Origin of the sequence: Serratia nematodiphila DZ0503SBS1 (assembly GCF_000738675.1) — a bacterium.
Lineage (GTDB): Bacteria > Pseudomonadota > Gammaproteobacteria > Enterobacterales > Enterobacteriaceae > Serratia > Serratia nematodiphila.
Map to the genome: position 1 here is coordinate 655,251 of NZ_JPUX01000001.1, position 23,146 is coordinate 678,396.

25 protein-coding genes and 2 tRNA genes are annotated in these 23,146 nt (G+C 57.2%); 17 read left to right on the plus strand and 10 right to left on the minus strand.

Annotated features, from left to right (window positions below; all coding sequences use genetic code 11):
- Nucleotides 1-19: 19 nt before the first annotated feature.
- Complete coding sequence (gene fbp / locus JL05_RS02970; RefSeq protein ID WP_004933587.1) at nucleotides 20-1,024, minus strand: class 1 fructose-bisphosphatase; 1,005 nt, start codon at nucleotides 1,022-1,024, stop codon at nucleotides 20-22.
- 169 nt (nucleotides 1,025-1,193) lie between these two features.
- Between fbp and mpl the strand changes: the two genes are divergently transcribed.
- Nucleotides 1,194-2,573: a UDP-N-acetylmuramate:L-alanyl-gamma-D-glutamyl-meso-diaminopimelate ligase gene (gene mpl, locus JL05_RS02975; protein ID WP_004933582.1), complete on the plus strand. Its 1,380-nt coding sequence runs from the start codon at nucleotides 1,194-1,196 to the stop codon at nucleotides 2,571-2,573.
- Between the two features lie 197 nt (nucleotides 2,574-2,770).
- On the opposite strand, the gene yhcN (JL05_RS02980) is transcribed toward mpl, so the two are convergent.
- The 3 genes from yhcN (JL05_RS02980) to argR all read right to left on the minus strand — a co-directional run bounded on the left by yhcN (JL05_RS02980) (nucleotide 2,771) and on the right by argR (nucleotide 4,292).
- Nucleotides 2,771-3,034 (minus strand): peroxide/acid stress response protein YhcN, encoded by a 264-nt coding sequence (gene yhcN, locus JL05_RS02980; protein WP_004933578.1) that lies wholly within the window; start codon nucleotides 3,032-3,034, stop codon nucleotides 2,771-2,773.
- A gap of 120 nt (nucleotides 3,035-3,154) precedes the next feature.
- Nucleotides 3,155-3,418 carry a peroxide/acid stress response protein YhcN gene (gene yhcN / locus JL05_RS02985; protein WP_004933574.1) on the minus strand — a complete coding sequence of 88 codons (264 nt, stop codon included), beginning with the start codon at nucleotides 3,416-3,418 and terminating at the stop codon, nucleotides 3,155-3,157.
- 403 nt (nucleotides 3,419-3,821) lie between these two features.
- The gene (argR, locus tag JL05_RS02990) at nucleotides 3,822-4,292 is read right to left on the minus strand and encodes a transcriptional regulator ArgR (protein ID WP_004933572.1); all 471 of its coding nucleotides are present in this window, start codon (nucleotides 4,290-4,292) and stop codon (nucleotides 3,822-3,824) included.
- Nucleotides 4,293-4,756: 464 nt separating this feature from the next.
- Between argR and mdh the strand changes: the two genes are divergently transcribed.
- Nucleotides 4,757-5,695, plus strand: coding sequence for a malate dehydrogenase (gene mdh, locus JL05_RS02995; protein ID WP_033631623.1), 939 nt, complete (start codon nucleotides 4,757-4,759; stop codon nucleotides 5,693-5,695).
- A 66-nt stretch (nucleotides 5,696-5,761) separates the two neighbouring features.
- On the opposite strand, the gene JL05_RS03000 is transcribed toward mdh, so the two are convergent.
- Nucleotides 5,762-6,022, minus strand: coding sequence for a helix-turn-helix domain-containing protein (locus JL05_RS03000; protein ID WP_004933567.1), 261 nt, complete (start codon nucleotides 6,020-6,022; stop codon nucleotides 5,762-5,764).
- Between the two features lie 181 nt (nucleotides 6,023-6,203).
- Between JL05_RS03000 and JL05_RS03005 the strand changes: the two genes are divergently transcribed.
- Nucleotides 6,204-6,560, plus strand: coding sequence for a DNA-binding protein (locus tag JL05_RS03005; protein ID WP_033631624.1), 357 nt, complete (start codon nucleotides 6,204-6,206; stop codon nucleotides 6,558-6,560).
- A 50-nt stretch (nucleotides 6,561-6,610) separates the two neighbouring features.
- Here the strand turns inward: JL05_RS03005 and ispB are convergent, their stop codons facing one another.
- Nucleotides 6,611-7,582 (minus strand): octaprenyl diphosphate synthase, encoded by a 972-nt coding sequence (gene ispB, locus JL05_RS03010; RefSeq protein WP_033631625.1) that lies wholly within the window; start codon nucleotides 7,580-7,582, stop codon nucleotides 6,611-6,613.
- A 270-nt stretch (nucleotides 7,583-7,852) separates the two neighbouring features.
- Here ispB and rplU point away from each other — a divergent pair, with 270 nt between their 5' ends.
- The 4 genes from rplU (at nucleotide 7,853) to cgtA (ending at nucleotide 10,705) form a co-directional block, all read left to right on the plus strand.
- Complete coding sequence (gene rplU, locus JL05_RS03015) at nucleotides 7,853-8,164, plus strand: 50S ribosomal protein L21 (RefSeq protein ID WP_004933561.1); 312 nt, start codon at nucleotides 7,853-7,855, stop codon at nucleotides 8,162-8,164.
- A gap of 17 nt (nucleotides 8,165-8,181) precedes the next feature.
- On the plus strand, nucleotides 8,182-8,439 hold the full coding sequence (rpmA, locus tag JL05_RS03020) for a 50S ribosomal protein L27 (protein WP_004933559.1): 258 nt from the start codon (nucleotides 8,182-8,184) through the stop codon (nucleotides 8,437-8,439).
- Nucleotides 8,440-8,544: 105 nt separating this feature from the next.
- The gene (locus tag JL05_RS03025; protein WP_021504260.1) at nucleotides 8,545-9,516 is read left to right on the plus strand and encodes a DMT family transporter; all 972 of its coding nucleotides are present in this window, start codon (nucleotides 8,545-8,547) and stop codon (nucleotides 9,514-9,516) included.
- A 16-nt stretch (nucleotides 9,517-9,532) separates the two neighbouring features.
- Nucleotides 9,533-10,705 (plus strand): Obg family GTPase CgtA, encoded by a 1,173-nt coding sequence (gene cgtA / locus JL05_RS03030; RefSeq protein WP_004933553.1) that lies wholly within the window; start codon nucleotides 9,533-9,535, stop codon nucleotides 10,703-10,705.
- Nucleotides 10,706-10,741: 36 nt separating this feature from the next.
- Here the strand turns inward: cgtA and pmrB are convergent, their stop codons facing one another.
- The 3 genes from pmrB to dacB are packed head-to-tail and all read right to left on the minus strand — an operon-like array spanning nucleotide 10,742 to nucleotide 13,904.
- Nucleotides 10,742-11,803: a two-component system sensor histidine kinase PmrB gene (gene pmrB / locus JL05_RS03035; protein ID WP_021504259.1), complete on the minus strand. Its 1,062-nt coding sequence runs from the start codon at nucleotides 11,801-11,803 to the stop codon at nucleotides 10,742-10,744.
- A complete protein-coding gene (pmrA, locus tag JL05_RS03040) occupies nucleotides 11,800-12,462 on the minus strand; it encodes a two-component system response regulator PmrA (protein WP_033631626.1) in 663 nt (220 codons plus the stop codon). The genes pmrB and pmrA overlap by 4 nt, the downstream gene beginning before the upstream one ends.
- 8 nt (nucleotides 12,463-12,470) lie before the next feature.
- Nucleotides 12,471-13,904, minus strand: coding sequence for a serine-type D-Ala-D-Ala carboxypeptidase (gene dacB, locus JL05_RS03045; RefSeq protein WP_033631627.1), 1,434 nt, complete (start codon nucleotides 13,902-13,904; stop codon nucleotides 12,471-12,473).
- A gap of 256 nt (nucleotides 13,905-14,160) precedes the next feature.
- Here dacB and greA point away from each other — a divergent pair, with 256 nt between their 5' ends.
- A complete protein-coding gene (gene greA, locus JL05_RS03050; RefSeq protein ID WP_004933539.1) occupies nucleotides 14,161-14,637 on the plus strand; it encodes a transcription elongation factor GreA in 477 nt (158 codons plus the stop codon).
- Nucleotides 14,638-14,749: 112 nt separating this feature from the next.
- Here the strand turns inward: greA and yhbY are convergent, their stop codons facing one another.
- Nucleotides 14,750-15,043 carry a ribosome assembly RNA-binding protein YhbY gene (gene yhbY / locus JL05_RS03055; protein WP_004933536.1) on the minus strand — a complete coding sequence of 98 codons (294 nt, stop codon included), beginning with the start codon at nucleotides 15,041-15,043 and terminating at the stop codon, nucleotides 14,750-14,752.
- Between the two features lie 143 nt (nucleotides 15,044-15,186).
- Here yhbY and rlmE point away from each other — a divergent pair, with 143 nt between their 5' ends.
- The 9 genes from rlmE to nusA all read left to right on the plus strand — a co-directional run bounded on the left by rlmE (nucleotide 15,187) and on the right by nusA (nucleotide 23,124).
- On the plus strand, nucleotides 15,187-15,816 hold the full coding sequence (gene rlmE / locus JL05_RS03060; protein WP_004933533.1) for a 23S rRNA (uridine(2552)-2'-O)-methyltransferase RlmE: 630 nt from the start codon (nucleotides 15,187-15,189) through the stop codon (nucleotides 15,814-15,816).
- A gap of 56 nt (nucleotides 15,817-15,872) precedes the next feature.
- Nucleotides 15,873-17,804 (plus strand): ATP-dependent zinc metalloprotease FtsH, encoded by a 1,932-nt coding sequence (ftsH, locus tag JL05_RS03065; protein ID WP_004933529.1) that lies wholly within the window; start codon nucleotides 15,873-15,875, stop codon nucleotides 17,802-17,804.
- Nucleotides 17,805-17,895: 91 nt separating this feature from the next.
- Nucleotides 17,896-18,732, plus strand: a complete 837-nt coding sequence (gene folP / locus JL05_RS03070) for a dihydropteroate synthase (RefSeq protein ID WP_033631628.1) — start codon at nucleotides 17,896-17,898, stop codon at nucleotides 18,730-18,732.
- A gap of 4 nt (nucleotides 18,733-18,736) precedes the next feature.
- Nucleotides 18,737-20,074 (plus strand): phosphoglucosamine mutase, encoded by a 1,338-nt coding sequence (glmM, locus tag JL05_RS03075; RefSeq protein WP_004933522.1) that lies wholly within the window; start codon nucleotides 18,737-18,739, stop codon nucleotides 20,072-20,074.
- Nucleotides 20,075-20,294: 220 nt separating this feature from the next.
- On the plus strand, nucleotides 20,295-20,630 hold the full coding sequence (gene secG / locus JL05_RS03080) for a preprotein translocase subunit SecG (protein WP_004933519.1): 336 nt from the start codon (nucleotides 20,295-20,297) through the stop codon (nucleotides 20,628-20,630).
- A gap of 70 nt (nucleotides 20,631-20,700) precedes the next feature.
- Nucleotides 20,701-20,787, plus strand: a tRNA-Leu gene (locus JL05_RS03085).
- Nucleotides 20,788-20,847: 60 nt separating this feature from the next.
- Nucleotides 20,848-20,924 (plus strand) — tRNA-Met (locus JL05_RS03090).
- 217 nt (nucleotides 20,925-21,141) lie between these two features.
- Nucleotides 21,142-21,594 carry a ribosome maturation factor RimP gene (rimP, locus tag JL05_RS03095; RefSeq protein WP_072010081.1) on the plus strand — a complete coding sequence of 151 codons (453 nt, stop codon included), beginning with the start codon at nucleotides 21,142-21,144 and terminating at the stop codon, nucleotides 21,592-21,594.
- Nucleotides 21,595-21,615: 21 nt separating this feature from the next.
- The gene (gene nusA, locus JL05_RS03100) at nucleotides 21,616-23,124 is read left to right on the plus strand and encodes a transcription termination factor NusA (protein ID WP_004933514.1); all 1,509 of its coding nucleotides are present in this window, start codon (nucleotides 21,616-21,618) and stop codon (nucleotides 23,122-23,124) included.
- Nucleotides 23,125-23,146: the final 22 nt, after the last annotated feature.

Consider the following 23,146-nt stretch of genomic DNA (forward strand, 5'->3'; position numbering starts at 1 on the left):
AACCCTTGCCAGTAACGCGTTACTCGTCCGGGTTTTCGGCGATGAAGCGTTCTGCGTCTTCTACCATCGACTTGGTGCCGACGAAGAATGGCGCGCGCTGGTGCAGTTTCACCGGCGTGATGTCCAGAATGCGATTTTTGCCATCGCTGGCCTTGCCGCCGGCCTGTTCGGCCAGGAACGCCATCGGGTTGCATTCGTACAGCAGGCGCAGCTTGCCTTGCGGGTGGCTGGCGGTGCTTGGGTAGATGTAGATGCCGCCTTTCAGCAGGTTACGGTGGAAGTCCGCCACCAGAGAACCGATGTAGCGCGAGGTATAAGGGCGCTGCGTCGCTTCGTCCTGCTCCTGGCAGTACTTGATGTATTTCTTCACGCCGAGAGGGAACTTGATGTAGTTGCCTTCGTTGATGGAATACATGTTGCCGCTCGCCGGGAAGCGCACTTTCTCGTGAGAGAGGCAGAACACGCCCAGAGACGGATCGTACGTGAAGGCGTGGACGCCGTAACCGGTGGTGTACACCAGCATGGTGGACGAGCCGTAAACCACGTAACCCGCGGCGACTTGGGCGCTGCCCGGCTGCAGGAAGTCTTCTTCGGTCACCGGCGTGCCGACCGGCGTGATGCGACGATAGATAGAGAAAATCGTACCGACCGAGACGTTGACATCGATGTTGGACGAACCGTCCAACGGATCCATCAATACGACATACTTGGCATTTTCAGCTCGCTCGCCGTCGAATATCACGATTTCATCTTCTTCTTCGGAAGCGATACCCGCAACTTCACCACGCGCTTTCAACGCCGCTTTCAGTTTTTCGTTCGCGTACAGGTCCAGTTTCATCTGAACTTCGCCCTGTACGTTGGACACCCCGCTGGTTCCCAGAATATCAACCAGGCCGGCCTTGTTGATGTCGCGGTGGATGATTTTGGCGCCCAGTTTAATTGCAGAAAGTAACGCGGTCAGCTCGCCGGTGGCGTGAGAGAAGTCGTGCTGTTTCTCGACGATAAATTCGCCTAACGTTTTCATGACACAATCCCTGAATCTACGGATGGATAGCGGCCTGTTAACAAACCGCCAACGTTTTCGCGTGCAGTGTAGCCCAAAGATGCGCGCCATTCATAGGCAAATCCATTTCTTCTGGACGATTCTGAGCGTTAGAATATGCCGACATTCGATGCACTCACATGAGAAACCTATGCGCATTCACATTCTTGGGATCTGTGGCACCTTTATGGGCGGGCTGGCGATGCTGGCGCGCTCACTGGGGCATGACGTCACCGGTTCGGACGCCAACGTCTATCCGCCGATGAGCACGCTGCTGGAGAACCAGGGGATCGATCTGATTCAGGGTTATGATCCCGCCCAGCTGGATCCGGCGCCGGATCTGGTGATCATCGGCAACGCCATGACGCGCGGCAACCCGTGCGTGGAGGCGGTGCTGGAGCGTGGTATCCCTTACGTTTCCGGCCCGCAGTGGCTGCACGACGCCGTGTTGCGCGATCGCTGGGTACTGGCGGTCGCCGGCACCCACGGTAAAACCACCACCGCCGGCATGGCGACCTGGATCCTCGAGGCCTGCGGCTACCAGCCCGGCTTCGTCATCGGCGGCGTGCCGGGCAACTTCGACGTATCGGCCCGCCTCGGCGGCAGCCCGTTCTTCGTGATCGAGGCCGACGAGTATGACTGCGCGTTCTTCGACAAACGCTCCAAGTTCGTGCACTACAGCCCGCGCACGCTGATCATGAACAACCTGGAGTTCGACCACGCCGATATTTTCGACGATCTGAAAGCCATCCAGAAACAGTTCCACCACCTGGTGCGTCTGGTGCCGGGCAAAGGCAAAATCATCCTGCCGGACAACGACAGCCACCTGAAGCAGGTGATGGCGATGGGCTGCTGGAGCGAACAGGAGCTGGTGGGCGAAGAGGGCGCCTGGCGCGCGCAGAAGCTGACGCCGGACGCCAGCCATTACGCGGTGTTCCTCGACGGTGAGCAGGTCGGCGAAGTGAAGTGGGCGCTGGTGGGCGAGCACAACATGCATAACGGCCTGATGGCTATCGCCGCGACTCGCCACGTCGGCGTGCAGCCGGCGGACGCCTGCCGCGCGTTGGGCGATTTCATCAACGCCCGCCGCCGTCTGGAGCTGCGTGGCGAAGCCAACGGCGTCACGGTTTACGACGATTTCGCGCACCACCCGACGGCGATCCTGGCCACTCTGGCCGCGCTGCGCGGTAAGGTCGGCGGTACGGCGCGCATTCTGGCGGTGCTGGAACCGCGATCCAACACCATGAAAATGGGCATCAGCAAAAACGATCTGGCGCCTTCGCTCGGCCGTGCCGACGAAGTGTTCCTGTTCCAGCCGCACCACATTCCGTGGCAGGTCGCGGAAGTGGCGGATGCCTGCGTGCAGCCGGCGCATTGGAGCGCGGATCTCGACACGCTGGTGGACATGGTGGTGAAAACCGCACAGCCGGGCGACCACATTCTGGTGATGAGCAACGGCGGTTTCGGCGGTATTCACGATCGCTTGCTGGACGCGCTGGCGAAAAAGCAGGAACCGAAGGTGACCTACTGATCGCTTAGCCGCATAAGCCAACCTAAGGGCCGCATTCGCGGCCTTTTTTACGCCCATAAAAAAGCCCTCGCGAGCGAGGGCAACGGGGTTCGTCGGATAGGACGACGAGAGGGTCTCTGGGAAATCGGCGTTTGCGTCAGAACTCGGCAGTGGCAGTGACGAGGGTAATCAGCTCTGCAAAGCCGTTCCCAGAGTTGTTATTTGTAAATCTCGGCGGTGGCGTGGTAGTTGCCTTCGTTACGGGCTTCGATCACGCGGTAGGCGGTCGCGCCTTTCGCGTCGGCTTTCTCCGACAACGCCTGGCGAATGTCGGTCGGCGCGCCGTCGATGCCGCTGACGGTAATGGTGCCGATAGATTGCAGATTGGCGGTCTGATCGTTAGTCACCAACTGGGCGGCAGACGCGCCGAAGGAGATGACGGACAGCAAACCGAGTGCAGCAACAGTAGTTTTCATGTTCATGATAGCGATCCTTGGTCATAACAGCCTGGAAGGGCTTGGCAGCGATTTTTATTCTTGAAGGCCGTTATGACAGCGTTTGATTCCAGAGATGTATTGCCCGTTGCCGGGTAATGCCGTTACTTATTTGTAGATTTCAGCGGTCGCGTGGAAGTTGCCGTCGTTGCGCGCTTCGATCACGCGGTAAGCGGTCGCTCCTTTGGCGTCAGCTTTGTCGGACAGTGCCTGGCGAATGTCGGAAGGCGCAGCGGCGACGCCGCTCACGGTGATCACACCGGCGGGCTGCAGTTTTGCGGCCTGGGTTGCATCAACAGATTGTGCTGCGAATGCGCCAAAGGAAAGCATGGACAGAACGCTCAGGGTTGCAACGGTAGCTTTAATTTTCATCATCTCACCTCATCGTATTCTTTTATCAGTTCCAACGAACTGTGATTCAGTTCACGAAAATGAGTATACAGCTAGTAACGTGAAAAATTAATAGTTCGCTAACAGTTGCTAGTGAAACTTTAACCTCATGATTCTTATTTTTTATAACCGTAAGGAATAAAAAACGCTCATAAAACGATCTTTTGATGTTAAATTTATGTAATTTCAATAAGGTAAGTGATTTTGACCAAAAGTGCGGAAGATCACAGTGGGTACTGCTGGTTACATGGAGATGTCATGGAAATGTGTTGTTGCGGGATAAAAAAGCAGTGTTAAACGCGGTTGAAGGCTGGGAAGGTAACGCGAGGGTTAAAGAAGCGCTAACAAAATGCGGTTTACAGCCGCACTTTGTTAGCGCCAGGTTTCACAGCTCTTGTTCGAACACGCCCAGGATCGCTTCATGCAGCTTCTGAGCGGTAAAGCCGTTGGACGGGGTGACGAAAATCGTGTCGTCGCCGGCAATTGTACCGAGGATACCCTGGGATTTACCCAGTGAGTCGAGCAGGCGGGCGATCAGCTGTGCGGCGCCCGGGCTGGTGTGGATCACCACGACGGCATCGTTATGGTCGACGTCGAGCACCAGATTCTTCAATGGGCTGGTGGTAGTCGGCACGCCGAGTTCGGCAGGAAGGCAATACACCATTTCCATTTTGGCATTGCGCGTACGTACCGCGCCGAACTTGGTCAGCATGCGCGATACTTTGGATTGGTTAATGTTTTCGAAGCCTTCTTCTTGCAGCGCCAAAACGATCTCGCCTTGAGAACTGAATTTTTCTTCTTTCAATAACGCTTTGAACGTCTTGATCAGATCTTCCTGTTTTGCGGGATTACGCATTTTGCACCGTGGAATGTTGATAGTGGAAGTCATGATTATGCATATAGATGAATTTTTATGCAACAAAGGCCGCCCCAAAGAAAATAAAAATGACCGGACGGCGAGGAAAGGGCGGCATTTTAACAAAATCCGGCCGCGATGAATATGCCCTTTTGACGACGGAAAATCGGCCTGCGGTGGTAAATGAAATGTTATTAAAATGATGTTGTTCTGATGTCGCGTAAGGGTGTAATGTAACGGCCGGTTAACTTGCTCGTGAATAACCTCGCACTATTTTTGATTAGTGTGCGCTATGCCCTTCATGCGTAAGCGATTTAATCTAAAATGGGCGCGACAGCGGCCGTTTTATTACACCTGCAGGCAAGAATTGGCTAATTTATTGTTTTGAAAGGTGTAATAACTTAAGGTCCGTAACCAACACATTCACGGCGCTTTATATATTTAAGATAATAAAGGAGTATAGGATGAAAGTTGCAGTTCTCGGTGCTGCTGGCGGTATCGGCCAGGCCCTCGCCCTTCTACTCAAAACCCAGCTTCCTTCAGGTTCTGAACTCTCTCTCTACGACATTGCCCCCGTTACCCCAGGCGTTGCCGTCGACTTAAGCCACATCCCAACCGCAGTTAAAATCAAAGGCTTCAGCGGCGAAGACGCGACTCCGGCTCTGCACGGTGCGGACGTGGTGCTGATTTCCGCCGGCGTGGCCCGTAAGCCAGGCATGGATCGCTCTGACTTGTTCAATGTTAACGCCGGCATCGTGCGTAACCTGATTGAGCAAGTGGCGAAAACCTGCCCGAAAGCCTGTATCGGCATCATCACCAACCCGGTTAACACCACGGTCGCCATCGCGGCGGAAGTGCTGAAAAAAGCCGGCGTTTACGACAAGAACAAACTGTTCGGCGTGACTTCGCTGGATATCATCCGTTCCAATACCTTCGTGGCCGAGCTGAAAGGCAAGCAGCCTGAAGAACTGAACGTGCCGGTGATCGGCGGCCACTCTGGCGTGACCATCCTGCCTCTGCTGTCGCAGATCCCTGGCGTGAGCTTCACCGATCAGGAAGTGGCGGATCTGACCAAACGTATTCAGAACGCCGGCACTGAAGTGGTGGAAGCCAAAGCCGGCGGCGGGTCTGCAACGTTGTCCATGGGCCAGGCGGCAGCCCGTTTCGGTCTGTCTCTGGTGCGTGCGCTGCAGGGCGAGAAAGGCGTTGTGGAATGCGCTTACGTTGAAGGCGACGGCAAATACGCTCGCTTCTTCGCGCAGCCGCTGGTGCTGGGCAAGAACGGCGTTGAAGAACGCAAAGATATCGGCATCCTGAGCGCCTTCGAGCAGAAAGCGCTGAACGAGATGCTGGACGTGCTGCATAAAGATATCGAACTGGGCGAGAAGTTCATCAATAACTGATCGACACCGATAGTCAGCCGATAAACGCCGCCGGACGCTGTTCCGGCGGTTTTTTTTGCCCCGCGTTCACGATTTGATGCGTGCTTTGCGATCCAGCAGGCAATCGCTGTGCGGATCGTAATAGCGGCTTGGCCAGATCTCCGAAGGGTGGATGCCTATCGCTTCGGCGATCAGCCATTCCCCCTTTGGCCACGGGCGCGACAGCGCATTGGCCAGCGTCGATGAGCTTAATCCGGCCTTGCGCGACACTGCCGCCAGCGTGGTGCCCTGCTTGCGTAGCGCCGCGATGATATCTGCCGGATGCCAATCTGGGTTCCTTGAATTCATGTTTACATTCCTTTTCTGATTAGCCAAAGTTGCGTTAGTGGTATAACTAACGGGTCATGGTTAAGCGTTTGAACAACGTGAAACGCTTATTCGGAAACAAGAATACCATTAAATTTCCTAAAAAATACCCAAGTAATTTCCAAAAAAAGACATTGCCCACTATTGCCCAGAGATGATGGCTATGAAAAACGAGTGGTTTGCCGCCAAGGAACTGACAGGCATCGCAGGATTACCCTCCTCACCACAGGGAATCAATCTGATGGCCCGACGCGAAGGCTGGATCAGCCGCAGGCGTAAAGGCGTGCAGGGAAAAGCGTTGGAGTACCATATCGACAGCCTGCCTCCAGGCGTACGTAACCTGCTGACGCTGAAAGAAGACGGGGCGGTATATGACGTAGAACGCCAGGATCCGTTGGCGGTCTGGATCGAGTATTACTACCATTTGACGGAGAGCGAGCGCGAGAAAATGGTGGCTTTCCTGATGCGGGAAGGGATTGGCGGCCTGCTGGCGCGTATCGACGAAGATAGCAATACCTAGGCAGGCCCGCGTGGGCGGGCCTGATGAATGTATTAAGAAATTAAAATTTCTTAAAAATCGCGTTGTACCGCCAAATGGGCCAAGCCCTCCAGCGCTGTACGGTGCTCTGATGCCGGCAAGACCTGCAGCGCGGCGATCGCCTTATCGGCTTCTTCCTCGGCGCGTTTGCGGGTGTATTCCAGCGAACCGCATTGCTGCATCGCCTGCAGCACCGCCTCCAGCAGGTGGCGGCCGTTACCTTGCTCAATCGCGCCGCGGATCATGTCACGCTGGGCGTCGTCGCCGTTGTGCATCGCGTGCAGCAGCGGCAGGGTCGGTTTCCCTTCGTTCAGATCGTCGCCGGTGTTTTTGCCCAGCGTGCTGCCGTCGGCGCTGTAGTCGAGCAGATCGTCGATCAGCTGGAAAGCGGTGCCGAGGTAGCGGCCATAATCTTGCAGCGCCTGTTCTTGCTCAGCGCTGGCGCCGGACAGGATCGCCGACGATTGCGCCGCCGCTTCAAACAGACGGGCGGTTTTGCTGTAGATCACCCGCATATAACTTTCTTCGCTGATGTCGGGATCGTGCACGTTCATCAACTGCAGCACTTCACCTTCGGCGATGACGTTGACCGCTTCCGACATCAGCGCCAGCACGCGCAGGGATTCCAGGCTGGTCATCATCTGGAAGGCGCGGGTATAGATAAAGTCGCCGACCAGCACGCTGGCGGCGTTGCCGAACGCCGCGTTGGCGGTGGCTTTGCCGCGGCGCATGTCCGACTCGTCGACGACGTCGTCATGCAACAACGTGGCGGTATGAATGAATTCGATCAGGGCGGCTACGGTGACGTGCTTGTTGCCTTCGTAGCCCAACGCCCGCGCCGCCAGGACGGCGATCATCGGCCGGATGCGCTTACCGCCACCGCTGATAATGTAATAGCCAAGCTGATTGATGAGCGTGACATCGGAATTCAGCTGTTCGAGAATTGTTGCGTTCACGGCCGCCATATCTTGCGCGGTTAACTCGGTAATTTGCTCTAGGTTCATTGTGTTTTTTTCAGCTGTGTTTCTCTTCACCGCGTTGAGATCGCTGCTCACATCGGTACATGGCGGTAACTGTCCCTATGATTGTACTTGAAAAACGGTTCAGATAAACGCCACGAAAGAAACTGCGCTTTTTTTCTTCTTTTTTCTCCTTCTGGTCTTATTCTGCTCTTGTCATGCGCCGCTTTTTTGCGTAGAATTCGCGCCCTATTGTGAATATTTATAGCGCGCTCTGAACTAACACAGTCGGGCACGCGGAAAGCGGAGTTTTATATGTACGCGGTTTTCCAAAGTGGTGGTAAACAACACCGAGTAAGCGAAGGTCAGACCGTTCGCTTGGAAAAGCTGGACATCGCAACTGGTGAAGCGGTTGAGTTTGACCAGATTCTGATGATCGCTAATGGCGAAGATATCAAAATCGGCGTTCCTTTCGTCGATGGCGGCAAGATCAAAGCTGAAGTCGTTGCTCACGGTCGTGGCGAGAAAATTAAAATCGTTAAGTTTCGTCGTCGTAAACACCACCGTAAGCAGCAGGGCCACCGTCAGTGGTTCACTGACGTTAAAATCACCGGCATCAGCGCTTAAGTTAGGAGAGCGGATTAATGGCACACAAAAAGGCTGGCGGCTCGACTCGTAACGGTCGCGATTCAGAAGCTAAACGTCTGGGCGTAAAACGCTTTGGCGGCGAAGCAGTACTGGCAGGCAGCATCATCGTTCGTCAGCGCGGCACCAAATTCCACGCTGGTACCAACGTGGGTTGCGGCAAAGACCACACTCTGTTTGCTTTGAAAGACGGTAAAGTCAAATTCGAAGTTAAAGGCCCGAGCAATCGTAAATTCATCAGCATCGAAGCTGAATAATTTTTCGAGCCTTACGAAATAGATGTAAGCCCCGCAATTCGTTGCGGGGCTTTTTACATTTATGGGTTGCCTGAGGGCAGGCCCGTCAGCGTTGGCGAAGGTGATATGGATACGAAGCAGCAGGTCGGCGTTGGTATTTCTTTGGCGTTAACCACGGCGGTTTGCTGGGGCGCGTTGCCGATCGCGATGAAAGAAGTGTTGGTGGTGATGGAGCCGTTTACCGTTGTCTGGTATCGCTTTACCATGGCCGCCATCGGTTTGGGCGTGATCCTTGCGGTGCGCGGCAAGCTGCCGCCGCTGACGATGTTCCGCCAGCCGCGTTGGCTGCTGCTGTTGGCGATCGCGACGGCGGGGCTGCTGGGCAACTTTGTGTTCTTCAGCTCCTCGCTGCAATACCTTAGCCCGACGGCGTCGCAGGTGATTGGCCAGCTGTCGCCAGTCGGTATGATGTTCGCCAGCGTGCTGATTTTAAAAGAACGCATGCGCATCACCCAGGTCATTGGCGCCCTGATGCTGATTTGCGGGCTGATGCTGTTTTTCAACGTCAGTCTGATAGAGATCTTCACCCGGCTGACGGACTACACGCTGGGCGTCATGCTGGGCGTGTGTGCGGCGATGGTCTGGGTGAGCTATGGCGTGGCGCAGAAGGTGTTGCTGCGCCGGCTGGCTTCGCCGCAGATCCTGGTTATGTTGTACACTTTATGTGCGATTGCGTTGTTCCCTCTGGCCAAACCCGAGGTGATTTTCCAGCTTAGCGGCTGGCAATTGGCGTGCCTGCTGTTTTGCGGCGCCAACACGCTGATCGGCTATGGTGCGCTGGCAGAAGCGATGGCGCGCTGGCAGGCGGCGCAGGTGAGCGCGTTGGTTACGCTGACCCCGCTGTTTACCCTGCTGTTTTCAGATTTATTGGCGCTGGCTTGGCCCCAGGCATTCGCCATGCCGACGCTGAACATCGTCGGCTATGTCGGTGCGTTTGTGGTTGTGGCGGGCGCCATGTTTTCCGCAATTGGTCACCGGTGGTGGCCGCGACGGGCAGATCCCCCCCTGGTTGCTCCTTTGAAGCAGCCCGGTGAATGATTTACGGAGACGGTAAATGAAGTTTGTAGATGAAGCAGCGATTCTGGTCGTTGCAGGCGACGGCGGCAACGGGTGCGTCAGCTTCCGCCGCGAAAAATATATCCCCAACGGTGGGCCTGACGGCGGTGACGGCGGCGACGGCGGCGACGTCTACCTGCTGGCGGACGAGAACCTTAACACCCTGATCGACTACCGCTTTGAGAAGTCTTTCCGCGCCGAACGCGGCCAGAATGGCCAGAGCCGCGACTGTACCGGCAAACGCGGTAAAGACGTCATCATCAAGGTGCCGGTCGGCACGCGCGTGAAGGATCAGGGCACCGGCGAGATCCTCGGCGACATGACCCGCCACGAGCAGAAGCTGATGGTCGCCAAAGGCGGCTGGCACGGTCTGGGTAACACCCGTTTCAAATCTTCGGTCAACCGCGCGCCGCGTCAGAAGACGCTGGGCACCGCCGGCGAAGCGCGTGACCTGTTGCTGGAGCTGTTGCTGCTGGCCGATGTGGGCATGCTGGGGTTGCCGAATGCCGGCAAATCGACCTTCATCCGCGCGGTGTCCGCCGCCAAGCCGAAGGTGGCCGATTATCCGTTTACCACGCTGGTGCCGAGCCTGGGCGTGGTGCGCATGGATCACGAGCAGAGCTTTGTGGTCGCCGACATTCCGGGGCTGATCGAGGGCGCCTCCGAAGGCGCCGGCCTGGGTATTCGTTTCCTGAAACACCTGGAGCGTTGCCGCGTGCTGCTGCACCTGGTGGACATCGCGCCGATCGACGAATCCGATCCGGTGGAAAACGCCAAAGTCATCATCAACGAGTTGAACCAATACAGCGAAAATCTGGCGCAGAAGCCACGCTGGCTGGTGTTCAACAAAATTGATGTGATTGGTGAGGAAGAAGCCGCCGAACGCGCCAAGGCGATTGTGGAAGGCATGGGCTGGGAAGGGAAGTACTACATGATCTCCGCCGCCAACCGCGAAGGCGTCAACGCGCTGTGCTGGGACGTGATGAACTTCATCAACACCCAGCCGAAAGCGATGGCGATCGAAGAAAGCGCACCGGAAAAAGTCGAATTCATGTGGGATGACTACCACCGCGAGCAAATCGCGGAAGTGGAAGCCGAAGCGGAAGATGACTGGGATGACGACTGGGACGAAGACGACGACGAAGGCGTCGAAATCATTTACCAGAAGTAATTCGGTGATAAAGGGCTCAGCAACGCTGGGCCCTTATTATTTGAGCGCCTTTTCCGGCAGCCAGCACTGGGCATTCAGGCCGCGCGCATCGCGGCGGTTTTCCAGCGTCAAACGCCCCTGGTGCAGTTGCGCGATGCGGATCACGATATTCAGGCCCAGTCCGCTGCCGCCGTAGCGTTGATCCATGCGGCGAAACGCCTGCGTCAGCTCCCCGACCATCTCTTCCTTGATCCCCGGGCCATCGTCGATGACCTGCAGCAGATAGCCGTTGTCTTGCGGCGTTAACCGCACCTGTATCGCGCCGCCTTCCGGGCCGTAACGGTGAGCGTTTTCGACCAGGTTGCGCAGCAGCAGCCGCAGCAACACCGGATCGCCGTTCACTGTGGCAGCAGCCGGCAATTGCCAGCCCAGCGTCTGCCCGCGTTGGGCGGCCATTTCGTCGAGCTCTTCGCGCAGCGGCTGGATCACATCGGCCACCCAATCGAAATGCTGATAATGGCCGCTGGCGAAGTCTTGCCCGGCGCGCGACAGCATCAGCAACTGCTCGACGGTATGCATCAGCTGATCGATGCGGGCGATCAGCGCCTGGCTGCCCTTGACGCCCTGTTTTTCCATCAATTCCAGATGCAGGCGGATGCCGGCCAGCGGCGTGCGCAGTTCGTGGGCGGCGTCGGCGGTGAACAGGCGTTCCTGTTGAATGGTGTTGTCCAACCGTGAGAACAGCTGATTGAGCGCATTGGTGACGGCCACCATTTCCTGGCTATCGCTGGTGATCGGCAGCGGCGTCAGGTTATCGGCAGAGCGCTTTTCCAGCCGCTGCTGCAGTTGGTTGAGTGGGCGGATGATCCAGCTGATAGCCCAGAATGACGCCAACAGGGTGACGATCATCATGATCAGCGAAGGCGCCAACAGCGATGCGATGGCCTCGGCGATCTCGGTATCGACGCGTTCGGTACGCACTTTGGCGGACAGGGTTTCGTCCACCAGGAAGCTGATCTGCTCCTGGCTTTCGTGCCACAGCCAGAAGGCGCTGATGAGTTGCGTGACCAGCAGGATCAGCGCCAGCATCAGCAGCAGGCGGCGGCGCATGCTGATCATGACGAGGGTTCCAGGCGGTAGCCGATGCCGCGCACGGTGCGGATGCGATCCTTGCCCAGTTTGCGGCGCAGGTTGTGGATATGCACTTCCAGGGTGTTGGAACCTAAATCATCTTGCCAGGTGTAGAGATCCTGCTGCAGGAGTTCGCGGTTGACCGTCTGCCCGGCACGCATGATCAGGCGCGCCAGAATGGCGAACTCTTTCGGCGTGACCTCCACCGGCTGCTGTTGCAGATAGACCTGCTGGCTGGAGAGATTCAACTGCAGGTCATCCACCTGCATCAGATTGTCGCTGTGGCCCTGGTAGCGCCGCAGGAGCGCGCGCACGCGCGCCTGCAGCTCAACCAGCGCGAAGGGTTTGACCAGGTAGTCGTCGGCGCCGGCGTCCAGCCCATCGACGCGATCTTCCAGGGCGTCGCGGGCGGTCAGGATCAGCACCGGCAGATCGATCTGCTGGCGGCGCCACTGCCGCAGCAGCGCTGCGCCGTCCATGTCCGGCAGGCCGAGATCCAGGATCACCATGCTGTATTGGCTGGTGATGAGCAGGCTGCCGGCCTCCGCCGCCGTGGCGGCGCAGTCGCAGACGTAACCCTCGCCGGTCAGCGCCAACGCCAGCCCTTGTTGCAGCAGTTCATCATCTTCAACGACCAGCAGCTTCATGGCGATCCTCAGTTGTTTTGGTAAATATCCCGATACAGGCGGCTTTCGAAACGCACCAGCGGCGCGCGGCGCTGTTTCTGATCTTCCGGCGGCACGGCGTAGCCGGAGAGATACTGCACGAAGGCCATGCGCTGGCCGCTGGCGGTAGTGATGAAGCCCGCCAGGTTATAGACGCCCTGCAGCGCGCCGGTCTTGGCCGACACCTTGCCGTCTACGCCGGCCTCATGCAGGCCGCCGCGGTAGCGCAGGGTGCCGTCATAGCCGGACAGCGGCAGCATCGAGATAAAGTTCAGCTCGTTGTCGTGCTGCGCGATGTACTGCAGCGCCTGCATCATGGTCGCCGGGGCCAGCAGGTTGTGGCGCGACAGGCCGGAACCGTCGGCGATGATGGTGTTGCCCAGATCGATGCCGGCCTTCTGGCGCAGCACCTGCCGTACCGCATCGGAACCGGCTCGCCAGGTGCCCGGCACGCCGAAGCGTTCGTGGCCGATGGTGCGGAAGACGGTATCGGCGATCATGTTGTCCGATTTCTTCAGCATGATTTTCAACAGATCGTGCAGCGGCGCCGACTGGGTTTGCGCGATCACCGTGCCGGTGATGCCGGGGCGCGTCTGGCGTTTCAAATGCCCGTCGATCTGGATGTCGGCCTGCTTCAGCTCGTCTTTCAGGATGGCGCCCGCATAGCTGGCACCGTCCTGGATGGCGAAGGCCAGCGGCAGCGGTTCGCTGCGCTGCGTCAGACAGCCGGTCAGGGTAAAGCGGTTCAGCTCGCCCGGCACCACGTCCAGCTCGCAGTACTGCGCGTCTGCCGAGCCGCGCGCCAGGGTGCGCACCTGGCTAAACATATTAACCGGATAATAGGAGGCGACGCGGATAAACGCCATGTCGCCCGGATTCGGCGCGCTGTACAGCGAGACCGAGAAACAGTTGCGATCGACAATGGCGGCGGCCGGCGGCGCGCTGAAGCACTGCGTCAGATCGTTCCACGGCCAGCCGGGCGCCTTGTCATGGCTGGCGAAGACCGAGGTATCGACCAGCACGTCGCCGCTGATTTTGCGCACGCCCTGCTTTTTCAGAACGGCCACCATATTGCGCAGGCTCTGGCGTTTGAAGGTCGGATCGCCGCTGAAGCGGGCGATCAGGTTGCCGCGCAGCACGCCGTCGCGGATATCACCCTGGCTCTCCAGCGTGGTGGTGAAACGGTAATCGGGCCCGAGTTGCAGCAATGCCGCCAGCGCCGTCAGCACTTTTTGGGTACTGGCCGGCAGCGCCATTTGCTGAGAGTGGTAATCGATCGTCGGCGCACCGGCGCCGATCTTCTGAACGACCAGGGCAAGGTTGGCCCCATCAGGCAGATATTGTGTGTACTCTTCAACCGGGGCCGCATTCGCATTCAGAACAAATGCGCAAGCCAATGCACTGACAATTCGTGAAAAACGCATAATCTCGGGATAACAGCTGGATAACGTGCCGTCATACTACGGTGCAATCAGGGAAAAAGTAAACGATGACCCTCAAGGAACTCTAGGCTAAAATGCGTATCAAAATGCAAAACCGATCTTGGCTTGGGCTCCGTTCCGAGTCAGGTTTCTTTTGTTTGTCGCCTGGAGGCGGGGGGCGGTATGCCAACCGTGTTTTCATACGAATACGTCAGGATGACGGTTATTTGAACAGGAAAGATTTAGAGGTATTTATACGATGAACCAAATTCCGATGACCTTGTTTGGCGCTGAAAAACTGCGCGAAGAGCTCGAATATCTGAAAAGCGTGCGCCGCCCGAAAATCATTGCGGATATCGCTGAAGCGCGTGAACACGGCGACTTGAAAGAAAATGCCGAGTACCATGCCGCCCGCGAGCAGCAGGGTTTCTGCGAAGGCCGCATTCAGGAAATCGAAGCCAAACTGTCCAATGCGCAGGTGATCGATATCACCAAGATGCCGAACACCGGCCGGGTGATCTTCGGCGCCACCGTATCGGTGATGAATCTGGACAGTGAAGAAGAAGTGACTTACCGCATCGTTGGCGACGATGAGGCCGATTTCAAGAAAAATCTGATTTCGGTAAACTCGCCGATGGCGCGCGGCCTGATTGGCAAAGAGCAAGACGATGTGGTGGTGATCAAAACCCCAGGCGGCGACGTGGAATACGAGATCCTGAAGGTCGAGTATCTCTGATCGAGGCCGTTGGTCATTAATGCGCCAACGTTTTGTAAAGATAGGAAAAAGGCCGCAAGCGGCCTTTTATCTTGGTCAGGCGCATGGCACCTTTTCGTTAACCTGATGGTTATTAACGCGGTAGACTGATCTTGCGCTCTTTCGACGGGCGGTAAAGAATAAGCGTACTGCCGATAACTTGCACATTGCAGGCGCCCGTTTCACGCACGATAGCGTCGGCGATCAGGGTCTTGGTTTCGCGATCTTCAGCGGCGATTTTTACCTTGATCAGCTCATGATGCTCCAGAGCCTGTTCAATTTCAGCCAGCACCCCTTCGGTAAGACCGTTATTGCCCAGCATCACCACCGGTTTTAACGGATGCGCCAGGCCTTTCAGGTGCTGTTTTTGTTTATTATTCAGATTCATTGTCTTTTTTGCTTAAGTTGGGATTGAAAACGGTACATTCTACCGCCATCTCATGTATATCACCAAATCGGTCTTCACCGGTGTGAGTCTACGTGAGCAGCGACCCTGACATAAGACTCTTTTTATGATAGTTGGAAAACGAGATGGCTAATAAAAAGCGTTCGGCTAGCTCCAGTCGCTGGTTACAAGAACACTTTAGCGATAAATATGTACAGCAGGCGCAGAAAAAGGGACTGCGTTCCCGTGCCTGGTTTAAACTTGATGAAATACAGCAGAGCGACAAACTGTTCAAACCGGGCATGACCGTGGTTGACCTGGGCGCCGCACCGGGCGGCTGGTCGCAGTATGTGGTCACCCAAATCGGCGGTACCGGGCGCATCATCGCCTGTGATATTTTGCCAATGGATCCTATCGTTGGCGTCGATTTCCTTCAGGGCGATTTTCGTGATGAACTGGTGCTGAAGGCACTGTTGGAACGAGTAGGCGAGAGTAAGGTTCAGGTGGTCATGTCCGATATGGCCCCGAATATGAGTGGCACCCCGGCGGTCGATATTCCAAGGTCGATGTATCTGGTGGAGTTGGCGCTGGATATGTGTCGTGATGTCCTCGCACCAGGCGGAAGTTTCCTGGTGAAGGTGTTCCAGGGAGATGGCTTTGACGAGTACCTACGGGAAATTCGCTCCCTGTTTACGAAGGTTAAGATTCGTAAGCCAGACGCTTCCCGCGCCCGTTCGCGCGAAGTGTACATTGTAGCGACAGGGCGCAAACTGTAGTACCCTAACGCTGTTTGTTAACACAGTTGTAAGATGAGGTTAATCCCTTGAGTGACATGGCGAAAAACCTAATTCTCTGGTTAGTCATCGCGGTAGTGTTGATGTCTGTATTCCAGAGCTTTGGGCCCAGCGAGTCGAATGGCCGTAGGGTGGATTACTCTACCTTCATGTCCGAACTGACCCAGGACCAGGTTCGCGAAGCGCGAATCAACGGACGTGAAATTAACGTTACCAAGAAAGACAGTAACAAATACACGACCTACATCCCTGTCAACGATCCTAAGTTGCTGGATACGTTGTTAACGAAGAATGTGAAAGTTGTCGGCGAGCCGCCTGAAGAGCCGAGCCTGCTGGCTTCTATCTTTATCTCTTGGTTCCCGATGCTGTTGCTGATCGGGGTCTGGATCTTCTTTATGCGGCAAATGCAGGGCGGCGGCGGCAAGGGCGCGATGTCCTTCGGCAAGAGCAAGGCCCGCATGCTGACGGAAGACCAGATCAAGACCACTTTCGCCGATGTTGCCGGGTGTGACGAAGCGAAAGAAGAGGTGAGCGAACTGGTGGAATACCTGCGCGAACCGAGCCGTTTCCAGAAGCTGGGCGGCAAGATCCCGAAAGGCGTGCTGATGGTTGGCCCGCCGGGGACCGGTAAAACGCTGTTGGCGAAAGCGATCGCCGGCGAAGCGAAGGTACCGTTCTTCACCATTTCCGGTTCCGACTTCGTCGAAATGTTCGTCGGCGTGGGTGCATCTCGCGTGCGCGACATGTTCGAACAAGCGAAGAAAGCCGCGCCGTGCATCATCTTCATCGATGAAATCGACGCCGTCGGTCGCCAGCGAGGCGCCGGCCTGGGTGGCGGTCACGATGAGCGTGAGCAGACCCTGAACCAGATGCTGGTTGAGATGGACGGTTTCGAAGGCAACGAGGGCATCATCGTCATCGCGGCCACCAACCGTCCGGACGTGCTTGACCCCGCGCTGCTGCGCCCAGGCCGTTTCGACCGTCAGGTCGTGGTCGGGCTGCCGGACGTGCGTGGCCGCGAGCAGATCCTGAAGGTGCACATGCGCCGCGTGCCGTTGGCGGCCGACATCGACGCCTCCGTCATTGCGCGCGGTACGCCGGGCTTCTCCGGTGCCGATCTGGCCAACCTGGTCAACGAAGCGGCGCTGTTCGCCGCCCGCGGCAACAAGCGCGTGGTGTCGATGGTGGAGTTCGAGAAAGCCAAAGACAAGATCATGATGGGGGCGGAACGCCGCTCCATGGTGATGACTGAAGCGCAGAAAGAGTCGACCGCGTATCACGAAGCGGGCCACGCCATCATTGGCCGCCTGGTTCCTGAACACGATCCGGTGCACAAGGTCACCATCATTCCTCGTGGTCGGGCGCTTGGCGTGACCTTCTTCCTGCCGGAAGGGGATGCGATCAGCGCCAGCCGTCAGAAGCTGGAGAGCCAAATCTCCACCCTGTATGGCGGTCGTCTGGCGGAAGAGATCATCTACGGGCCGGAAAAAGTCTCTACCGGTGCGTCGAACGATATCAAAGTGGCGACCTCCATCGCCCGCAACATGGTGACCCAATGGGGCTTCTCCGAGAAGCTGGGGCCGCTGTTGTATGCGGAAGAAGAGGGCGAGGTGTTCCTGGGCCGTTCCGTGGCCAAGGCGAAGCACATGTCGGATGAAACCGCGCGTATCATCGACCAGGAAGTGAAGTCGCTGATCGAACGCAACTACACGCGTGCTCGCTCGCTGCTGATGGAAAACATGGACATCCTGCACTCGATGAAGGATGCGTTGATGAAGTATGAAACCATCGATGCGCCGCAGATCGACGATCTGATGAACCGCAAAGACGTGCGTCCGCCGGCGGGCTGGGACGATGCGAACAAAGGCAACAGCTCCGACAACGGCGGCACCCCAAAAGCCCCGACGCCGGTAGATGAGCCGCGCACCCCAACGCCGGGCAACACCATGTCCGAACAGCTCGACAAGTAACAGCGGCTGTGTAATAACATCAAACCCCGGCATGCCGGGGTTTTTTTTGCCCGGCGGGCAGTGAACCAGGCAACAGTAAGGTGGACCAACCATGCAGTTAACCGTGCGCGACATGACGCTCAATCTCTCCCATCCGCAGGTGATGGGCATCCTCAACGTGACGCCGGATTCGTTTTCCGACGGCGGCCGCCACAACACCCTGAATCAGGCGCTGGTGCATGCGCATGCGCTGATTTCGGCCGGCGCCACGATGATTGATATCGGCGGCGAATCGACAAGGCCGGGGGCGGCGGAAGTGAGCGAAGAAGAGGAGCTTGAGCGGGTCGTGCCGGTGGTGGAAGCGCTGGCGCAGCGCTTTGAAGTCTTTATCTCGGTCGATACCTCGAAAGCGGGCGTGATCCGCGAATCGGCGCACGCCGGCGCACACTTGATCAACGACATCCGCTCGCTGCAGGAGCCGGGCGCTCTGGCGGCGGCGGCGGAAAGCGGTTTGCCGGTCTGCCTGATGCACATGCAGGGGCAGCCGCGCACCATGCAGCAGGCGCCGCACTACGACGATCTGATCGCCGACGTTCAGAGGTTTTTCGAGCACCATATCCGGCGCTGTAACGAGGCGGGGATAACAAATCAGAAATTGCTGCTCGACCCAGGCTTCGGTTTCGGTAAAAATTTGGCGCACAACTATCAGCTTCTGGCCCGGTTGTCGGAATTTCATCGTTTCGGTTTGCCGCTGTTGGTCGGCATGTCGCGCAAATCGATGATTGGACAACTGCTGAACGTGCCGCCGGATCAACGGGTTATCGGCAGCGTGGCCTGCGCGGTGATCGCGGCGATGCAGGGTGCGCAGATTGTCAGAGTGCATGACGTTAAAGAAACCGTCGAGGCGATGCGTGTCGTCGAGGCAACACTTTCAGCTAAGGGACAGTAGAGACATGAGCGAGCGCAAATATTTTGGCACCGACGGCATCCGTGGCAAGGTCGGGGACAGCCCCATCACGCCGGACTTCGTGCTGAAGCTGGGCTGGGCGGCCGGTAAAGTGCTGGCGCGTCACGGTTCCCGCAAGATCATCATCGGTAAGGATACGCGCATCTCCGGTTATATGCTGGAGTCCGCTCTGGAAGCCGGTCTGGCGGCAGCCGGATTGTCCGCCTCCTTCACCGGGCCGATGCCCACGCCGGCGGTGGCCTATCTGACGCGCACCTTCCGTGCTGAAGCGGGCATTGTCATTTCCGCTTCGCATAACCCGTTCTATGACAACGGCATCAAGTTCTTCTCGATCGACGGCGCCAAGCTGCCGGACAACGTCGAAGAGGCAATTGAAGCCGAGATGGAAAAACCGCTGACCTGCGTGGAGTCCTCGGAGCTGGGTAAAGCCAGCCGCATCATCGACGCCGCCGGCCGCTATATCGAATTCTGCAAAGGCACCTTCCCGAGCGAGCTGAGCCTGAAAGGGCTGAAAATCGTGGTCGACTGCGCCAACGGCGCGACTTACCACATCGCGCCGAGCGTGCTGCGCGAGCTGGGCGCTACGGTGATCGCCATCGGCGTTGAGCCGGACGGCATGAACATCAACGAGAAATGCGGCGCTACCGATGTGCGTCAGTTGCAGGAGCGCGTGCTGCAGGAAAAAGCGCACGTTGGCCTGGCGTTCGACGGCGACGGCGACCGCGTGATGATGGTGGATCACCTGGGCAATAAGGTGGACGGCGATCAGATCCTGTACATCATCGCCCGCGAAGGCCTGCGTCAGGGGCAGCTGCGCGGCGGCGCGGTCGGCACCCTGATGAGCAATATGGGGCTGGAGCTGGCGCTGAAACAGCTGGGCATTCCGTTCGCTCGCGCCAAAGTGGGCGACCGTTACGTGCTGGAGAAGCTGCAGGAGTTAGGCTGGCGCATCGGTGCGGAAAACTCCGGCCATGTGATCTTGCTGGACAAAACCACCACCGGCGACGGCATCGTGGCCGGGTTGCAGGTGCTGACCGCCATGGTGCGCAACCACATGAGCCTGCATGACCTGTGCAGCGGCATGAAGCTGTTGCCGCAGATCCTGGTCAACGTACGTTTCGCCGGCGATCACAATCCGCTGGAATCTGAAGCGGTGCGCAAGGTCACCGAGCAGGTGGAAGCCGAGCTGGCCGGCCGCGGCCGGGTGCTGCTGCGCAAATCGGGCACCGAACCGCTGATCCGCGTGATGGTGGAAGGCGAGGACGAGCAGCAGGTGACCGCGCTGGCGCATCGCATCGCCGATGCGGTGAAATCCGCAGGTTAAAACAGACAGTTAGCCGCCGGGCTTGGCATCGCTGAGCCCGAACAGGCGATTGTTGGCGTTTTTTTCCGCAAACGCGCCGGCGGCTGCAAATTGCCCTTGCGCGGGTTGGCGGCTTTGGTTAGTATTCACACCCGCTTCAGTAGGCAGTTTATAAACACGCCTGCTTGATGAGTGTGAAGCATTTGGCATGCGGTGAGGCCGCAAGGATACGGGTACTACTATGTACGAAGCTCTTCTGGTAATTTTCCTGCTGATTTCAATCGGGCTGGTTGCTCTGATTATGTTGCAGCAAGGTAAAGGCGCTGATATGGGAGCCTCTTTCGGAGCAGGTGCATCAGGCACGTTGTTCGGTTCGAGTGGTTCCGGTAACTTTATGACCCGCATGACTGCTGTATTGGCGACGTTGTTCTTCGTCATCAGCCTGATTCTGGGCAACCTCAGCAGCAACCAAAGCAAGAAAGGCAGCGAGTGGGAAAACCTCGGTCAGCCGGTGAAAACTGAGCAGACAACCGCGCCGGCAGCACCTGCCAAGCCGAGCAGCGACATCCCGCAGTAAGCCGCAACAAAGTTTGTAAACGGTGGTTGTGAACTCGAAAGAACAACGGCCGTTAGCAGTAAGAATCAGTACCGAGGTGGTGGAATTGGTAGACACGCTACCTTGAGGTGGTAGTGCCCTAACGGGCTTGTGGGTTCGAGTCCCATCCTCGGTACCAAATCCCAGAGATAACTTGCAATTTTGCGATTATCGGCGTAGTATTTGCCACGTTTTCGGACGCGGGGTGGAGCAGCCTGGTAGCTCGTCGGGCTCATAACCCGAAGGTCGTCGGTTCAAATCCGGCCCCCGCAACCACTTTCCTTTAAGTGTTTATTTTCAAATACACTTTTCGATTGAAATCCGCTTTTCTCGATCAACATTTGAAAATGACACTTGCTCGAAAGTTGTACCGAGGCCGCCTAGCGGCAAACAGGGTCCAGTTGCATAAAGCCCCGATTTTTCGGGGTTTTTTGTTATTTGGCAACAGAATCACTGGGCTATTTAGCCCTTTTTTTATGTCTTGGGGGTGGGCTTGTCCACATTAGAGCAACAGTTAACAGAGATGCTTTCGGCACCCGTAGAAGCGTTGGGCTTTGAGCTTGTAGGCATCGAATTCATTCGTGCGCGCCAATCGACGCTCCGCATCTATATTGATAGTGACAACGGCATCAATGTTGATGATTGCGCTGATGTCAGCCACCAGGTCAGCGCTGTATTGGACGTCGAAGATCCAATCACGGTCGCTTACAACTTGGAAGTCTCCTCTCCTGGCCTTGATCGCCCGATGTTCACCGCAGAGCACTATACGCGTTTCCTCGGTGAAGAAGTCAGCCTGGTCCTGCGCATGGCGGTACAGAACCGTCGCAAGTGGCAGGGTATTATCAAGTCTGTCGTAGGCGAGATGATCACGGTTACTGTGGAAGGGAAAGATGAAGTGTTCGCGCTGAGCAACATCCAGAAAGCGAACCTGGTACCCCACTTTTAAAGTTTGGAAGAGGCAACTAGGATGAACAAAGAGATTCTGGCTGTTGTTGAAGCAGTTTCCAATGAAAAATCCCTTCCGCGCGAGAAGATTTTCGAAGCGCTGGAAACTGCATTAGCCACCGCAACCAAGAAAAAATACGAGCAGGAAATCGACGTGCGCGTCAGCATTGACCGCAGAACCGGCGATTTCGATACCTTCCGCCGTTGGGTCGCCGTAGACGAAGTGACGCAGCCAACGCGTGAAATCACGCTGGAAGCCGCTCAGTTTGAAGATCCGAGCATCGAGCTCGGCGGCTACGTCGAAGATCAGATCGAATCCGTGACCTTCGACCGCATCACCACCCAAACCGCCAAGCAGGTTATCGTGCAGAAAGTGCGCGAGGCCGAGCGCGCGATGGTGGTTGACGCTTTCCGTGAACACGAAGGCGAGATCGTCACCGGCGTGGTGAAGAAAGTGAACCGTGACAGCATCGCGCTGGATCTGGGCAACAACGCCGAAGCGGTGATTGGCCGTGAAGACATGTTGCCGCGCGAAAACTTCCGTCCGGGCGACCGCATTCGCGGCGTACTGTACGCCGTGCGTCCTGAAGCCCGCGGCGCGCAGCTGTTCGTCAGCCGTTCCAGCCCGGAAATGCTGAAAGAACTGTTCCGCATCGAAGTGCCGGAAATCGGCGAAGAAGTGATTGAAATTAAAGCGGCAGCCCGCGATCCTGGCTCCCGTGCGAAAATTGCAGTGAAAACCAACGACAAGCGCATCGACCCGGTCGGCGCCTGCGTAGGTATGCGCGGTGCGCGCGTTCAGGCCGTGTCGAGCGAGCTCGGCGGCGAACGCATCGACATCATTCTGTGGGATGATAATCCAGCGCAATTCGTCATCAACGCCATGGCGCCGGCCGACGTCGCGTCGATCGTGGTAGATGAAGATAACTGCACCATGGATATCGCCGTTGAAGCCAGCAACCTGGCACAGGCGATCGGCCGTAACGGCCAAAACGTGCGTTTGGCTTCCCAGCTGCTGAAACAACACCGCGGCGACGATCGTTGGGAACTGAACGTGATGACGGCGGACGACCTGCAGGCCAAGCACCAGGCCGAGGCTCATGCCGCTATTGATACCTTCACCAAGTATCTTGATATCGACGAAGATTTCGCCACCGTACTGGTTGAAGAAGGCTTCTCCACGCTGGAAGAGCTGGCCTACGTGCCGATCAAAGAGCTGTTGGAAATCGACGGTCTGGATGAAGATACGGTTGAAGCATTGCGCGAACGCGCCAAAGCTGCATTGACCACGCTGGCCCTGGCACAAGAAGAAAGCCTGGGCGACAACAAACCGGCCGACGATTTGCTCAACCTGCCGGGTCTTGAGCGCAGCATGGCCTTTAAACTGGCCGCGCGTGGGGTTTGTACGCTGGAAGATCTTGCCGAGCAGGGTGTTGACGATCTGGCTGATATTGAAGGGCTTAGCGACGAGCAAGCCGGCGAGCTGATCATGGCTGCGCGCAATATCTGTTGGTTTGGCGACAACGCGTAATAACTGTAGCAGGAAGGAACAG

Bases quoted from the DNA above. Each gene is read 5' to 3' on its own strand.
- fbp (WP_004933587.1), bottom strand. From the start codon at position 1,024: ATGAAAACGTTAGGCGAATTTATCGTCGAGAAACAGCACGACTTCTCT.
- mpl (WP_004933582.1), top strand. From the start codon at position 1,194: ATGCGCATTCACATTCTTGGGATCTGTGGCACCTTTATGGGCGGGCTG.
- yhcN (WP_004933578.1), bottom strand. From the start codon at position 3,034: ATGAACATGAAAACTACTGTTGCTGCACTCGGTTTGCTGTCCGTCATC.
- yhcN (WP_004933574.1), bottom strand. From the start codon at position 3,418: ATGAAAATTAAAGCTACCGTTGCAACCCTGAGCGTTCTGTCCATGCTT.
- argR (WP_004933572.1), bottom strand. From the start codon at position 4,292: ATGCGTAATCCCGCAAAACAGGAAGATCTGATCAAGACGTTCAAAGCG.
- mdh (WP_033631623.1), top strand. From the start codon at position 4,757: ATGAAAGTTGCAGTTCTCGGTGCTGCTGGCGGTATCGGCCAGGCCCTC.
- JL05_RS03000 (WP_004933567.1), bottom strand. From the start codon at position 6,022: ATGAATTCAAGGAACCCAGATTGGCATCCGGCAGATATCATCGCGGCG.
- JL05_RS03005 (WP_033631624.1), top strand. From the start codon at position 6,204: ATGAAAAACGAGTGGTTTGCCGCCAAGGAACTGACAGGCATCGCAGGA.
- ispB (WP_033631625.1), bottom strand. From the start codon at position 7,582: ATGAACCTAGAGCAAATTACCGAGTTAACCGCGCAAGATATGGCGGCC.
- rplU (WP_004933561.1), top strand. From the start codon at position 7,853: ATGTACGCGGTTTTCCAAAGTGGTGGTAAACAACACCGAGTAAGCGAA.
- rpmA (WP_004933559.1), top strand. From the start codon at position 8,182: ATGGCACACAAAAAGGCTGGCGGCTCGACTCGTAACGGTCGCGATTCA.
- JL05_RS03025 (WP_021504260.1), top strand. From the start codon at position 8,545: ATGGATACGAAGCAGCAGGTCGGCGTTGGTATTTCTTTGGCGTTAACC.
- cgtA (WP_004933553.1), top strand. From the start codon at position 9,533: ATGAAGTTTGTAGATGAAGCAGCGATTCTGGTCGTTGCAGGCGACGGC.
- pmrB (WP_021504259.1), bottom strand. From the start codon at position 11,803: ATGATCAGCATGCGCCGCCGCCTGCTGCTGATGCTGGCGCTGATCCTG.
- pmrA (WP_033631626.1), bottom strand. From the start codon at position 12,462: ATGAAGCTGCTGGTCGTTGAAGATGATGAACTGCTGCAACAAGGGCTG.
- dacB (WP_033631627.1), bottom strand. From the start codon at position 13,904: ATGCGTTTTTCACGAATTGTCAGTGCATTGGCTTGCGCATTTGTTCTG.
- greA (WP_004933539.1), top strand. From the start codon at position 14,161: ATGAACCAAATTCCGATGACCTTGTTTGGCGCTGAAAAACTGCGCGAA.
- yhbY (WP_004933536.1), bottom strand. From the start codon at position 15,043: ATGAATCTGAATAATAAACAAAAACAGCACCTGAAAGGCCTGGCGCAT.
- rlmE (WP_004933533.1), top strand. From the start codon at position 15,187: ATGGCTAATAAAAAGCGTTCGGCTAGCTCCAGTCGCTGGTTACAAGAA.
- ftsH (WP_004933529.1), top strand. From the start codon at position 15,873: ATGGCGAAAAACCTAATTCTCTGGTTAGTCATCGCGGTAGTGTTGATG.
- folP (WP_033631628.1), top strand. From the start codon at position 17,896: ATGCAGTTAACCGTGCGCGACATGACGCTCAATCTCTCCCATCCGCAG.
- glmM (WP_004933522.1), top strand. From the start codon at position 18,737: ATGAGCGAGCGCAAATATTTTGGCACCGACGGCATCCGTGGCAAGGTC.
- secG (WP_004933519.1), top strand. From the start codon at position 20,295: ATGTACGAAGCTCTTCTGGTAATTTTCCTGCTGATTTCAATCGGGCTG.
- nusA (WP_004933514.1), top strand. From the start codon at position 21,616: ATGAACAAAGAGATTCTGGCTGTTGTTGAAGCAGTTTCCAATGAAAAA.